Raw genomic sequence first — 13,757 nt, 5'->3', positions numbered from 1 at the left:
GATGAACGGTGTCCCAGGGCCTGTGCGGTGGGATGGTGGAGATGGCGGGAATTGAACCCGCGTCCGATGCAGTGTTGCCAGGTCTTCTCCGGGCGCAGTTTGCTGTGGGTGTTACTCGGCCCTGGCTGTCCCGCAAACAGGCAGCCAACCCGGGCCCAGCCGGATTAAGGTCTCCACCACGACCCCCGGCAAGGGTGGTGGACATTGGCTATCTAATCGACGCCAGGTCCTGGGGCGATAGCATCCTCAGGTTGACGGACTCGTTCACTGATCAGGCAGCGAGAGCGAAGTCAGTGCGCTTAGATTCGGCACTTGTTGGTTTGCAGAGAGCGTTGACGAGATGACTCTGCATCCTCGGCCCGCTTCCCCTGTCGCGACTCACATCGTCGAAACCGATCATCCCCATCTTCTGTTATCAATCAACCGGTTCCCTGCGGGGCTTCTCTGATTCTCCGCCTGGTCCGGACTGTCCAGTGTAACGCATGCCCGGCCCGGGGTATTCCGGCCGGTTTCCGGGTCTCAGGCCGCCCGGCGGTTGCGGATTCTCATGGCACGCTGTGCCTCACGGTTGTCCTGCTTCTCGCGCAGGGCATGGCGCTTGTCATAGTCCTTCTTGCCCTGCGCGATGGCGATCTCGACCTTCACCCGGCCGTCCCGGAAGTACAGCTGGAGCGGGACGATCGTGTGGCCGGACTCCTGGATCTGGCGGGAGATCTTCGTCAGCTCCTGCCGGTGCAGGAGCAGCTTCCGCCGCCGGCGGGAGGCGTGATTGGTCCAGGACCCGTTGAGGTACTCCGGGATGTAGACCTGTTCGAGGTACAGCTCGTCCCCGTAGAAGACGGCGAACCCGTCCACGAGGGAGGCGTTGCCCTCCCGCAGCGACTTCACCTCGGTCCCCATCAGGGAGATCCCGGCCTCGTAGGTGTCCAGGATGAGGTAGTTGTGCCGGGCCTTGCGGTTGGTCGCGATGATCTGCCGGCCGTCCGGGGTGGACGACTTGCCGGACTTGCCGGCGGACTTCTTGGACATAGCCGGTCCCCTCCTTTCCGACGGTTCGGATGCTCACTGCACAGAATTACCAGTGTACCGCCACCGTCAAGGGGCCGTGCCGAAGAGAGGCGTCATCGAGTTGTCACCGGGAGGTCCTGAGCCTGCCTCAAAGCAGACCGGCGGGGTTGACGGCCTGGCCGTCCAGGATGGTCTCGAAGTGCAGGTGACAGCCGGTGGAGTTGCCGGTGGTGCCGGTGTAGCCGATGATCTGGCCACGCGTGACGTTCTGCCCCGGGGACACGATGTACCGGGTCATGTGGTGGTACTTGGTGGCCAGCGCGCGCCCGTTCACCACACCGTGGGAGATGACCACGCGCTTGCCCGAGGTCCACACCGCCCAGTCGGCGTTCCAGACCTCGCCGTCCGCGGACGCCCGGATCGGCAGGCCGCAACCACCGCCGAAGTCCATGCCGGTGTGCACGTAGCCCCCGGCGCCCCCGTAGTCGAAGGTGCCGGACGGCGTCGGGCGCCAGCCGAATCCCGAGGTGATGTACGTGTTCAACGGCCACTGCAGGCCCCAGCCGCTGGAGGTGCTGGCGGCCTCCTCAGCCTCACTCGCCCGTTCCTCCGCGGCGCTGGCCTCGCGCTCAGCCGCCTCGGCCGAGGCCTGCGCAGCCGCCCGGTTCGCCGCCGAGGCCTGCCGGGCCTTCCGAGCCGCCTCCTCGGCCTCGCGGCGCTTGCGCTCCGCCTCGGCCACGGCCTCGCGGTGCTGTTCCTGCAGGTCGCTGGCTTTGCCGGCCTGGGCCGTCAAGGCCCGTTGGCGCTCGGCGATCTGGTCGTTGACCTGGTCCTGAGCCGCGCGGTTGGCGTCGATCTGCGCCTGGATCTGAGGGCGCTGGGCCTTGAGCTCATCGGTCAGCTCCGAGGTGGTGGAGACCATCTGGTCGAGTTCACGCTTGGCGGCGGCGGCCTCGTCACGGGCCTGCTCCTCGCGCTGCAGCGCCTCCTCGGCCTGGGCCCGCAGGTCCCGGATCTCCGACTCGACGGCGGCCAGGCGGACCTCGGCGTTGACGTCCGTGGACTTGCTCTGGGAGACGGTGGAGATGCGGCTGTTCTGGATCCGCATGGCCTGGTTCGCCAGTCCCATCGCGTCCGGCAGCGAGGAGTCGCTCATGCCCAGGATGAAGGCGAGGTCCGAGGAGACGCCGCCCTGCTTGTAGGCCTGGTTGGCGATCTGGCCGATCTCGGCGGAGGCCGCGTCCAGTTCCTGCTCACTCTCAGCGATCTCGGCGAGGATCTCCGAGCGGCTCGACTCAGCCTGCCGCACGCGTTCGTGGAGTGACTGGACCTCCGCCGCAGCGGCCGAGACCTGGCCTTCGGCCGCGGTCAGCGTCTCCTGGGCTCCGGGCAACTGGTCCTGGAGCGAGTTCAACTCCCGGATCTTGTCGGCGATGTCGGAGTCCAGGCCCTCGAGGGACGCGTCAAGGTCACCCTGACGATCCTCCAGGTCCGACTGCTTCCCGCCGAGGTTGCCGATCTCCTCGTCGATCTCGGCCTGCTGGCGCTCGGCCTGTTCGATCTGGCGCTGCAAGTCGTCGATCGAGTCCTGTGCCGTGGCGGTGCCGCCCATGGACAGGGTCAGAAAGGTGACCAGGCCGGCACCGACGATGGCGCGGGAGAGTCGGCGTCGCTTCACGGGTTCCTCCGTCGGGGAATGCGGACTGGGATGGTCGGGGTGCGGGTCAGGCGACCTGCGGATCGATCAAGAGCGGTCACCGGAGATGAATCACGGCAGGGAGCATCTCAACTCGGACAACATTAGGTCACAAGTGTCACACGAGTCTCATCATCATCACACCTTAAGGTAACGACGCAGGGTGAGGATGGACGAGAGCGCGGCGAGCAGGACCGCCACCAACAGCAGCAGGGGGACGAGGATGAGGGCGTCCGCGCCCGCGATGAAGCCGGTTCCCGGATACTGGCCGGTGAGCCAGTCCCCGATGAAGAACTCCGCCACGGCCCACGTGGTGACGCTGGCCAGGACGGCGCCCGCGAGGGCGGCGATCACCCCCTCCAGCAGGAACGGCAACTGGATCATCGTCTTCGAGGCGCCGACCAAGCGCATGATCCCGGTCTCCCGCCGGCGGGAGAACGCGGAGAGCCGGATGGTGGTCGCGATCAGCAACACCGCACAGACCAACATCACCACCGCCACGGAGACCGCGATGACGGATGCCATGTTCATCAGGGAGAAGATCTGCTCCAGCAGCTCGCGCTGGTCGGACACGATCTCCACGCCGGGCATGGAGGAGAACAGCTCGTTGACGACCTCGTACTGCTCGGGATCCACCAGGGCCACCCGGAAGGACTCCGGCAGCTGGTCTGCCGTGACGGTGCCCGCCATGGCGGAGTTCTTGAACTGCTCCTGGAAGATCTCCAGCGCCTGGTCCTGTGATTCGTAGTCGAAGCTCTTGATATAGGGGGCGGCCGTGGGCGACTCCAGCAGCTCCTGGACGGCCTGGCGCTGGCTGTCCGTGACCGGACCGGAGGCGCAGGAGGTGGTGGTGGAGGTGTCCGTGCAGAGGAAGATGGCCACCTCGACCCGGTCATACCAGTACCCCTTCATCTGGTTGATCTGCTGCTGCAGCAGACCTGCCGCCCCCACGAAGGTCAGCGAGATGAAGGTCACGAGCACCACCGAGACGACCATGGACAGGTTGCGGCGGATGCCGGAGAAGGTCTCCCCGAGGACGAAGGCGAACCTCATGCCTGCACCTCCGTCCGGTAGCCGCCGCCAGTCTCGTCGCGGACGATCCCGCCGGCGTGCAGTTCCACCACGCGGCGGCGCATCTGATTCACGATGTCGTCATCGTGGGTGGCCATGACCACGGTGGTGCCGTTCTGGTTGATCTTGTCCAGCACGGCCATGATGCCCAGGGAGGTCTCCGGGTCGAGATTGCCGGTCGGCTCGTCGGCCAGCAGGATCTCCGGCCGGTTGACGATGGCGCGGGCGATGGCCACGCGCTGCTGCTCGCCGCCGGACAGCTCGTGCGGCATCCGCTTCTCCTTGCCCTCCAGGCCCACGGTCTCGAGGACCTCGGGTACGGTCTGGCGGATCTGGGCCCGGCCCTTGCCGAGCACCTGCATGGCAAAGGCCACGTTCGCGTAGACCGTCTTGTTGGGCAGCAGGCGGAAGTCCTGGAAGACCACGCCGATCCCGCGGCGCAACTTCGGCACGCGCCACGAGGGCAGCCGTGCCACGTTCCGCCCGACCACGTAGACCGTCCCGCTGCTGGCGCGTTCCTCACGCAGCATCAGGCGGATGAAGGTGGACTTGCCGGAACCGGAGGCACCCACGAGGAAGACGAACTCGCCCCGCTCGAACTCCACCGTCACGTCGTGCAAAGCCGGACGGGAACGGCGGTCATAGACCTTGGAGACCTGCTCGAACCGGATCATGTTCCACACTTGCCCCTGGACGTCATCATCCCGCGGCACCAGGGGCTGGGTTGGGGAAGTCTCGGTGCCGACCTTCTCCACGGTAGTCACGAAGCGATAACAGCGGTGGGACGCTGTGCGGTGAGTCGGCGCGGATCAGGGGCCCGCCCACCGCGAGAGGTGGTCGGGCCCCGTGGTGCCCATCGGCCTGCGTCGGGCCGTGGTGTGGTGGGTCAGTGAGGGGTGCGTCAGTGCAGCATGGCGCCGGTGGCCTGCCGGACCTCGTCCTCCGTGAGCCCGGGAGCGGTCTCCACCAGCACCAGGCGCGGGGAGCGAGGATCCGTGGCCTTGTCCACGTCGATCACGGCCTTGTCCGTGATGATCCGGTCCACCACGCCCTGGCCCGTCAGCGGCAGGTCACACTCCGTGAGGATCTTGGGGGCCCCGTCCCGGGCATTGTGGTCCATCAGCACGATCACCCGGCCGGCACCGTGGACCAGGTCCATGGCCCCGCCCATGCCCTTGACCATCTTGCCCGGCACCATCCAGTTCGCCAGGTCCCCGTTCTGGGCCACCTGCATGCCACCGAGCACCGCGACGTCGATCTTGCCGCCGCGGATCATCCCGAACGAGGAGGCCGAATCGAAGAACGAGGCCCCGGGGCGGACCGTCACCGTCTCCTTGCCCGCATTGATCAGATCCGGATCCACGTCCTCCTCGAACGGGTACGGGCCGACCCCGAGGATCCCGTTCTCAGACTGCAGCACCACGGTGTGTCCCTCCGGGATGTGGTTCGGGATCAGCGTCGGCATCCCGATCCCCAGGTTCACGTAGGCACCGTCCGGCAACTCCTGCGCCGCCCGGGCCGCCATCTCATCTCGGCTCCAGCTCATCGGTTCTGCTCCTCTCGGTCCGGGCCGGCGGCGCGGACGGTTCGCTTCTCGATCGGCTTCTCGATGTCCGGCCCGACCTCCACGATCCGGTGCACATAGACCCCCGGAAGGTGGACCTGGTCCGGATCGATCTCCCCGGGCTCGACCAGCTTCTCCACCTGGGCGATGCACACGGTCGCGGACATCGCCGCCGGCGGCGCGAACTGGCGAGTGGCCTTGGTGAAGACCAGGTTGCCGTGGCGGTCGCCGACCGCCGCGTGGACCAGCGCGAAGTCCGTCACGATGGACTCCTCCAGCACATAGTCCTTCTCCCCCGTCTGGCCCAGGGAGAAGGAGCGCACGTCTTTCGGCGCCGAGGCCTTCGCCACCGTCCCATCCGTGTTGTACCGCATCGGCAGGCCGCCATCGGCCACCTGGGTCCCGACGCCGGAACGCGTGTAGAACGCGGGAATGCCGGCTCCCCCGGCCCGCAGCTTCTCCGCCAGGGTGCCCTGCGGCACCAGCTCGACCTCCAGCTCACCCTCGAGGTACTGACGGGCGAACTCCTTGTTCTCCCCGACATAGGACGAGGTCATCTTGGCGATCTGCCCGGAGGCGAGCAACAGCCCGAGCCCCCAGCCGTCCACGCCGCAGTTGTTGGACACGATGGACAGCTCCCTCGCCCCCTGATCCCGCAACGCCTCGATCAACTGGACCGGATTGCCGGACAGCCCGAAGCCGCCCACCGCCAACGAGGAGCCGTCGCCGATATCGGCCACCGCCTCCGCCGCGGTACCCACCGTCTTGTCCACACTCATGGTCTGTCCTTCCGCTTCTACTGGTCTGCTGTTCTGATGTTCGGACGCCTCAGCTGGCGGTCCAGCCGCCGTCCATCGCATACGAGGCGCCGGTGGCCATGCCGGAGGCGTCCGAGGCCAGCCAGAGCACCAGCGAGGCCACCTCGTCCGGCTCGACGAGGCGCTTGACGGCGGACTCGGTCAGCATGACCTTCTCCACGACCTCGTCCTCCGAGATGCCGTGGCTCTTCGCCTGGTCGGCGATCTGCTTCTCCACCAGCGGGGTGCGCACATAGGACGGGTTGATGCAGTTCGACGTCACCCCGTGCCCCGCGCCCTCCAGGGCGGTCACCTTGGACAGCCCCTCGAGGCCGTGTTTGGCGGAGACATAGGCACTCTTGAACGCCGAGGCACGCATCCCGTGGGCGGAGGAGAGGTTGATGATCCGGCCGAAGCCCCGCTCGTACATGCCCGGCAGGACGGCCCGGGTGAGCAGGAACGGCGACTCCAGCATGAGCCGGTGGATGAACCTCCACGCCTGGGGGTCGAACTCGTGGATCGGGGCGATCCGCTGGATCCCGGCGTTGTTGACGAGGATGTCCGTGTCCAGCCGGAGCTCGTCCAGAGCCTCGGTGTCGGCGAGGTCGGCCACCCAGGCCGCGCCGCCCACCTCGGCTGCGAGCGCCTCGGCGGCCTCCGCGTTCAGGTCGGCCACGGTCACCGTGGCACCGGCCGCAGCCAGGGCACGCACGCAGGCCGCCCCGATCCCGGAGGCCCCTCCCGTCACCACCGCGGTGCGCCCGGCGAGGATGCCGTCCCGGAAGATGCCGGTGGTCTGCTGATGCTCGGTCACTGGTTCGGTCACGGGCGTGCCTGCCTTCTGGGTCGGGAATGAGGGACGAGGGGAAGCATGGAGATGAGGTACGGGTATCTGACGTACGGGGTGAGCTACGAGGGTGCTGGTCAGAGACTCAGCAGCAGGGCCTCGCCCTGACCGCCGCCACCGCACAGGCTGACGGCGGACCGGCCGCCGCCGCGCCGGGACAGCTCCAGGGCCGCGGTCAGGGCCAGCCGGGCCCCGGAGGCGCCGATGGGGTGGCCCAGGGCGATGGCACCGCCGTGGAGGTTGGTCTGCTCCAGCGGATACCCCAGATCCTTCAGGGACTGGACCGCCACGGCACCGAAGGCCTCGTTGATCTCGATGAAGTCCAGCTCGCGCACGGACCAGCCGGCCCGGTCCAGCGCGGCCCGGATGGCGTTGGACGGCTGGGAGTGCAGGGAGGAGTCCTTCGGTCCGGCCACCTGGCCGGGAGCCCCGACGGTGGCCAGCACCGTCAGGCCCCGGGCCTGGGCGTAGGCGCGCGAGGTGACCACCAGTGCTGCGGCGCCGTCGGAGAGCGGCGAGGAGTTGCCGGCCGTGATGCCGCCGTCCTGCGCGAACGCCGGGCGCAACGCGGCCAGGGAGTCCACGGTGGTGTCGGGGCGCACACCCTCGTCCTGGGAGAGGACGACCGGCTCGCCCTTGCGCTGCGGGATCTCGATGGGCGCGATCTCGGCGTCGAAGGTGCCGTCGGTCTGAGCGGCGGCGGCTCGGCGGTGCGAGGCCGCGGCGACCTCGTCCTGGGCGGTGCGGTCGATCTGCCGCTCCGTGTTGCCGGACTCGGTGAGCTCGCCCATCGCCTCCTTGCTGAGCGCATCGGTCAGGCCGTCGTAGGCGACCGAGTCGAGCACCGTCGTCGGGCCGTACTTGTAGCCCTTCCGGGCCCCCACCAGCAGGTGTGGGGCGTTGGTCATGGACTCCTGGCCGCCGGCCACCACCACCTCGGCCTCACCCAGGCGGATGAGACGCGCCGCATCGATGACGGCGGTGAGGCCGGACAGGCACACCTTGTTGATGGTCGTGGCCGGCACGCTCCAGTCCAGTCCGGCGGCGAGGGCCGATTGGCGGGCCGGGTTCTGCCCCTGGCCCGCCTGGACGACCTGGCCCATGATGACGGAGTCCACGTCAGCGCCGGCCACGCCGGCACGCTGCAGGGCGTGCTTGATGGCGTGGGCGCCGAGGTCCACGGCGGTCAGGGCGGCCTGCTGGGACAGCAGTCGGGTGAACGGCGTCCGGGCGCCGCCGACGATCACGGCGTCCTGGGCAGCAGGGGAAGCAGAAGGGGTGGTGGTCATGGGAGTTCTCCTGTGGGTGAGGCGGGAGGTGACGTGGTCGCGTGGTGTGGGGTGGTGTGGGGTGGCGTGGATGACATCCAGCCTAGATCGGCCGGGCAGGGCACGTCAGAAGGCCCCGACCACCGAGACCACGGCGGTGAGCACGGCGACCGTGATGACCGGCATGACGAGGGTGACCATGAAGATGTCCTTGTAGGACTGGCGGTGGCTCATGCCACAGACGATCAGCAGGGTGACCACGGCCCCGGAGTGGGGCAGCGTGTCCAGGCCGCCGGCGGCCATGGCGGTCAGGCGGTGCATGGCCTCCAGGCTCACGCCCTGGTCCAGGGCCAGCGCCTTGAGGTCGTCGCCGAAGGCGTTCAGGGCGATGGTCATGCCACCCGAGGAGGAGCCCGTGATGGCGGCGGTGACCGAGGTGGAGAACACCGAGGTGACCAGCGCGTTGCCGCCCATGGTGAACACGGAGTCCCTGATCACGGCGAAGGCGGCCACGGAGGCGATGACGGCACCGTAGCCGACCTCCGAGGCGGTGGAGAAGATCGGCAGCATGGAGCCCTTGGCCCCGTCCACGAAGGCCTTGCGCAGATCCCCGAAGCGGCGGATGTTGAAGGCCACGATGACCAGGATGGCCACGGCCAGGGCGATGATGACGGCCCAGATGCCGGCGCGGGCGCTCAACTCGATGGCACCGAACTTCTCCTCCTGCAGGTAGTCCCAGTTCAGGGCGGGGAAGATCAGGAGGGTGCAGCCGAAGTTGACGATGATGACGGCCAGCAGCGGGATGAAGGCCTCGACCCCGTTGCGCGGGGTCATGACGGCGCCGGAGGTGCCGGTCTCGGCCTCCTTGACCTGGGCCTGGACGCCGGAGCCCGTTCCAGAAGCCGTCGCCGAGTCCGTCGCGGAATCAGCCGCGGACCCGGCCAGCGCCGCACCGGGTCCGTCCCCGCGGCGGGGACTGGCATCGCTGAAGTGCTCACCATTGGCCATGAGCCGGCGGCGCCGGAACTCGAGCCACGCCAGGCCGAGCCCGAGGATCATGACGGCGCCCACGAGGCCGATCCCCGGCGCCGCGAAACCGTCGGTGCCGAAGAACTGCCCCGGGATCAGGTTCTGCACCTGCGGGGAACCGGGCAGGGCCGTCATGGTGAACGTGAAGATGCCCAGGGCGATGGTCCCCGGGATCAGCCTCTTCGGGATGTCCGCCACGCGGAACAGTTCGCGGGCCAGGGGGAACATCACGAAGGCCACCACGAAGAGGCTGATGCCGCCGTAGGTCATCAGGGCGGAGGTGACCACGGTGGCGGCCAGGGCGTTGCGGGCGCCGATCCAGCGGGCCACCGTGCGGGCGATGGACTCGGCATAACCGGTGACCGTCATCAGCACGCCGAACATGGCGCCGAGCAGGAACAGCGGGAAGTACTGGCCCACGAACCCGGCGAGGGCCGGCATGAAGATCTCCGTGTAGGAGGCCAGGATCGGTGCGCCGGAGAACACCAGGGCCACGACGGCCGCGATGGGCGCCGCGATGATGACGGGCATGCCCCGGTACGCCAGCGTGATCAGCAGGGCGAGGGACAAGATGATGCCAATGATCCCCAAGATCATTCGGGTCTCCTTGATGAGTGAGGTGTCACGGCGCTGACGGGCCGCACCTACCACCATGCCCCCGAGAGGTGATTCAGGCCACGTTGTCCTCCACAAGAGGTGGGGCCAGGATTCGTAGCTGGCTACAACGTGTTCACGGCGGCGGGATCAGGCTCAGCCCCGGTCGGCCGCCAGGGCCCAAGCGACCTCGATGAGAGTGTTGAGGTCCCCCAGATCGGCTCCGGTGAGATCGCGGTAGCGCCGTAGACGGTACCGCAGGGTGTTGACGTGGATCGGGATGGACTCGGCCGCCGCCGGGATGTTCATCCGGTGCTCCAGGTAGGCACGCAGGGCCTCGACGATCAGCTCGCCGAAGGCCCCCTCCTCCCGCAGCGGTTCCAGGTAGATCCCGTCGAGCAGGTCGGTGGCCTCCGGGCTGGCGAAGACGCCCATGCGCCAGGAGAGCCGATCCACGTCGACGACCCCGTCCGCCCCCACCCGCTGGGCGGACGCCAGCACCCGGGTGGCCACGTCGAAGGACCGGGGCAGCTCCCCCAGGACCATCGGGGCACCGAGGGCGATGGTCGCCCCCGCGGGCCACGGGCCGGCGTCGGGCGCACCGATGAGGATGCCGATGGCTCCCGTGCCCTGCGGCACGACGACGGCCTGGGCCCCGGCCTCCTCGGCCCAGTCCTGGAGGGCGGGGACCGAAACCCCGTCCGCACAGAGGGCCCGGACCGGCCGGTCCCGGGGCACCCCGAAGACGGAGGCTCCGGCGAACAGCGCGGTCCGGTCCAGGCTCCCCGCCAGGGCGGCGCCGAGCCAGTGGGCGCGGCGGGCCGAATCGGCCACGGCCTGGGCGATCGTGCGGTCGCGATAGGAGACCACTGCCCGGGTGGTGAAGGCGTCCCCCAGAGACCAGAGCAACGTCGAGAAGGACAGGGCCGTCTCCACCGGAACCCCGAAGCGCGGGGCGGCGGCCAGCAGGTGTCGCAGGATGATGGACATGCAGGCACGGAACCCGGCCAGCACACTGGCGATCTCGACGCCCTGGGCCATCCGCTCCTCGGTCAGGGTCTCCGCCTCGTCGATCCCCTCGGGCTCGGGCGCCAGGCCGTCGAGGATGGTGCGGATGCTCAGCGCGCGGTTGCGGCGGGCAGAGGATTCGAGGGACTCGGCGGGGACATGCTCATAACCGGGGATCGTGGCCCGGAGAGTCTCGACCGTCTCGACCAGGATGGCATCTTCGGCCGCGAGCGACTCGACGAGGGCCCGCACGGGATCCACGCGCCCCACCGCCCTTCCGCCGCACCGTTTCCTGACGGTCTCACTGTAGGTCCAGTCCGGCCGTCCGCGGGCCACCATGCGGCCAGTGGTCTGTGACGTGGTTCACATTCCGCCCGGCATGCCATCCGTTCCCGCTCGCGCTCCGAACACTGACCAACGCCCCGCCCGGGGCGCGTATGCACCGGAACACCAGGAGTGAAGACCATGAGTGAACGCACCATGACCCGACCGTCCACCCGCCCGGCCCAGTGGGCCGTGCTGGCTGTGCTGGCTGTGGCCGCACTGATGATCCTGAACGCCCTGATCACCGGCGCCCCTCCCGTCTCGTTGACTCAGGCGGTGGTGGCCGGCCTCACCCTCATCAACGGTCCGCTGGTGGACGGTCCCCTGCTCGACCTGGGTGGTCTGCTGAATGGTCTGCAGCTGGGCCAGTTCCAGCAGTGATGCCCTCCTGACAGCTTTCCCCGACCGAGACCTCCGGGCTGTCACCGCCCGCCGCTGAGACCAGGAGACCCACTGCCATGCCCCACCGCCAGACACCGCCCGCCGGACACGCTCGACCGAACAGGTCCGATGCGCTCTCCCTCACCGAGGCCCAGCACGGCATCTGGTACGCGCAGCAGTTGGATCCCGAGAACCCGACCTACCAGATCGGGCAGTACCTCGATCTCGCCGGCCCCGTGGATCTCCACCTCCTGTCCATGGCCCTGACCAAGACGGTGCGGGACATCGATGCGTTGTCGATGCGCTTCGCCGCGGACGACGCCGGCCCCTTCGCCACGCTCGACCGCCCCGACCCCACGGCAGACCTCCTCCACGTCGTGGACCTCCAGCAGGAGCCCGACGTGGAGGTGGCGTGGCAGCGGGCGCGGGACCGGATGGAACGGGAGATGACCACCCCCCGTCTGATCGAGCAGGGCGATCTGTTCGGCGCCGTGCTGTTCCGGTTGTCTCCGGACCGCTCGCTGCTCTTCCAGCGCGTGCACCACATCCAGCTCGACGGCTACTCCGCGGTGCTGGCACTGCACTATCTGGCCCGCGTCTACACCGAACTGCGGCAGCGGGTGCCCCGGGCCCTGCCGGTGCGTGCCCTGGCGGGGCGGATCGCCCGGACGGCAGCCCGGATCCCATCACCCTTCCCGCGGCACCAGGACCTGCTCGCCGCCATCGAGGACTACGAGTCGTCCGAGCAGTACGTGCGGGACGAGGAATTCTGGCGCCAGACGCTGCAGCGGGACTCCACGGTGGACGGCCTGGAGGGCACCACCACCCGGCCGGCACGCGAGGTGGTCCGGGTCCGGATCCCCCTGGCCGGTCATCAGGCCGACTCCCTGCGCGAACAGGGCCGGAACGCCTCCCGGACGCTGATCGGCGCCATCGGCTACTACCTGTCCCGGATCACCGGACATGAACGGGTCTCCGTGGGACTGCCCGTCACGGCACGGCGTGGCCGGATCGCCAAGTCGACGCCGTCCATGCTCTCCACCATTCTTCCCCTGCCCGTGGAAGCCACCCCGGGGACCACCGTGGGGAGCCTGATGACCTCCACGGCCGAGGCCCTGCGCGGCACGGTGGCACACCAGCAGTTCCACCCGGGACGGCTCTCCGGTGCTCCCGGACATGCCGGCCCCTCGGTCAACCTGCTGCCCCTCGTCGAGGACCTGAGACTCGGAGCGGCCACCGGATCGGTGCACATCCTCTCGACCGGGCCCGTGCACGATCTGTCCTTCGTGATCTCCGGGATCACCAGTGACGCCGCCGAGGCCGCCCTGCTGCTCGAGGGCGACGCCGAGCTGCACACCACCGCCACCCTGCACGGCCACGGCGAACGCTTCCTCTCCTTCCTGGACCGTCTCCTCACCGCCGAGCAGGGCACCGCCCTGTCCCAGCTCCCGGTCACACTCCCGCAGGAGGCCGGGGTGCTGCTGGAGGACGGGCTCGGCCCCCAACACCCTGCCGCCGCCGAGACGGTCCTGGCCTCCTTCGCCCGCACGGTGGCCTCGCGCCCCGACGCCCCCGCCGTCGTCGGAACGGACGGCGCGTTGACGTTCGCGGAACTGGACTCCACCTCGAATCGGCTGGCGCACCATCTGCTGCACCGTGGGATCGGCCGCGGCGACGCCGTCGCCGTTCGCGTGGAGCGTGGAGTGCAACTTCCGGTCCTGGTGCTGGCGGTCCTGAAGTCCGGGGCGGCCTACCTGCCCCTGGACCCCGAGTATCCCGTGGAGCGGGTGCACGGGATGATCGAGGACGCCAGCCCCCTGCTGCTGCTGACCACGGGTCGCCAGGCCGCCATCGACCGCTCCGCCGGGGGCGACTGGGACGTCCCCTGCCTCACCGTCGACGCTGACACGGAGTCGGCCTGGCGGCGCTGCACGGACGATCCGCTGCCCCTGGTCCCCGCCGTCGGCGGAGCCACCGATGAAGACCTCGCCTACATCATCTTCACCTCCGGCAGCACCGGACGCCCCAAGGGCGTCGGAGTGCCCCGGGCGGCCCTGCGGAACCTTTTCCTGGACCACCGCAGCACGTTGTTCGAGCCCACGGAGCGACGGCTGGGGCGGCCGGCCAGGGTGGCCCACACCTCCGGGCTCTCCTTCGACGCCTCCTGGGA

Annotated in this window: 12 protein-coding genes and 1 other RNA gene; 2 read left to right on the top strand and 11 right to left on the bottom strand. The window is 69.0% G+C overall.

All coding sequences use genetic code 11. The features are described from left to right. Positions 1 to 33 precede the first annotated feature (33 nt). The 11 genes from ssrA to RUH65_RS12735 all read right to left on the bottom strand — a co-directional run bounded on the left by ssrA (position 34) and on the right by RUH65_RS12735 (position 11,143). Positions 34 to 404, bottom strand: a transfer-messenger RNA (tmRNA) gene (gene ssrA, locus RUH65_RS12785). Between the two features lie 115 nt (positions 405 to 519). Further along, positions 520 to 1,029 (bottom strand): SsrA-binding protein SmpB, encoded by a 510-nt coding sequence (smpB, locus tag RUH65_RS12780; RefSeq protein ID WP_313817900.1) that lies wholly within the window; start codon positions 1,027 to 1,029, stop codon positions 520 to 522. Positions 1,030 to 1,156: 127 nt separating this feature from the next. Further along, the gene (locus RUH65_RS12775; protein WP_313817898.1) at positions 1,157 to 2,686 is read right to left on the bottom strand and encodes a peptidoglycan DD-metalloendopeptidase family protein; all 1,530 of its coding nucleotides are present in this window, start codon (positions 2,684 to 2,686) and stop codon (positions 1,157 to 1,159) included. A 156-nt stretch (positions 2,687 to 2,842) separates the two neighbouring features. Further along, positions 2,843 to 3,757, bottom strand: coding sequence for a permease-like cell division protein FtsX (gene ftsX / locus RUH65_RS12770; RefSeq protein WP_313817895.1), 915 nt, complete (start codon positions 3,755 to 3,757; stop codon positions 2,843 to 2,845). Beyond that, complete coding sequence (gene ftsE / locus RUH65_RS12765; RefSeq protein WP_313817902.1) at positions 3,754 to 4,449, bottom strand: cell division ATP-binding protein FtsE; 696 nt, start codon at positions 4,447 to 4,449, stop codon at positions 3,754 to 3,756. Before ftsE ends, ftsX begins: the two co-directional genes overlap by 4 nt. 227 nt (positions 4,450 to 4,676) lie before the next feature. After that, positions 4,677 to 5,321 (bottom strand): CoA transferase subunit B, encoded by a 645-nt coding sequence (locus tag RUH65_RS12760; protein ID WP_313817893.1) that lies wholly within the window; start codon positions 5,319 to 5,321, stop codon positions 4,677 to 4,679. Then, entirely contained in the window at positions 5,318 to 6,118 is an 801-nt protein-coding gene (locus RUH65_RS12755; RefSeq protein ID WP_313817891.1) for a CoA transferase subunit A, read from the bottom strand. Before RUH65_RS12755 ends, RUH65_RS12760 begins: the two co-directional genes overlap by 4 nt. Positions 6,119 to 6,167: 49 nt before the next feature. Next, positions 6,168 to 6,962, bottom strand: coding sequence for a 3-hydroxybutyrate dehydrogenase (locus tag RUH65_RS12750; RefSeq protein WP_313817889.1), 795 nt, complete (start codon positions 6,960 to 6,962; stop codon positions 6,168 to 6,170). Positions 6,963 to 7,060: 98 nt separating this feature from the next. Then, positions 7,061 to 8,272 carry an acetyl-CoA C-acetyltransferase gene (locus RUH65_RS12745; protein ID WP_313817887.1) on the bottom strand — a complete coding sequence of 404 codons (1,212 nt, stop codon included), beginning with the start codon at positions 8,270 to 8,272 and terminating at the stop codon, positions 7,061 to 7,063. A gap of 105 nt (positions 8,273 to 8,377) precedes the next feature. Beyond that, the gene (locus tag RUH65_RS12740) at positions 8,378 to 9,877 is read right to left on the bottom strand and encodes a GntP family permease (RefSeq protein WP_313817885.1); all 1,500 of its coding nucleotides are present in this window, start codon (positions 9,875 to 9,877) and stop codon (positions 8,378 to 8,380) included. A 153-nt stretch (positions 9,878 to 10,030) separates the two neighbouring features. Next, positions 10,031 to 11,143, bottom strand: coding sequence for a helix-turn-helix domain-containing protein (locus RUH65_RS12735; RefSeq protein WP_313817883.1), 1,113 nt, complete (start codon positions 11,141 to 11,143; stop codon positions 10,031 to 10,033). A 204-nt stretch (positions 11,144 to 11,347) separates the two neighbouring features. Between RUH65_RS12735 and RUH65_RS12730 the strand changes: the two genes are divergently transcribed. Further along, on the top strand, positions 11,348 to 11,587 hold the full coding sequence (locus RUH65_RS12730; RefSeq protein ID WP_313817881.1) for a hypothetical protein: 240 nt from the start codon (positions 11,348 to 11,350) through the stop codon (positions 11,585 to 11,587). 77 nt (positions 11,588 to 11,664) lie between these two features. Continuing rightward, the coding region (locus RUH65_RS12725) for an AMP-binding protein (protein ID WP_313817879.1) at positions 11,665 to 13,757 on the top strand (2,093 nt) is incomplete at its 3' end.

The organism is Citricoccus sp. (assembly GCF_032154715.1).
Lineage (GTDB): Bacteria > Actinomycetota > Actinomycetes > Actinomycetales > Micrococcaceae > Citricoccus.
The sequence above is the reverse complement of the archived record's forward strand: the minus strand, read 5'-3'. Positions and strand labels throughout refer to the sequence as shown.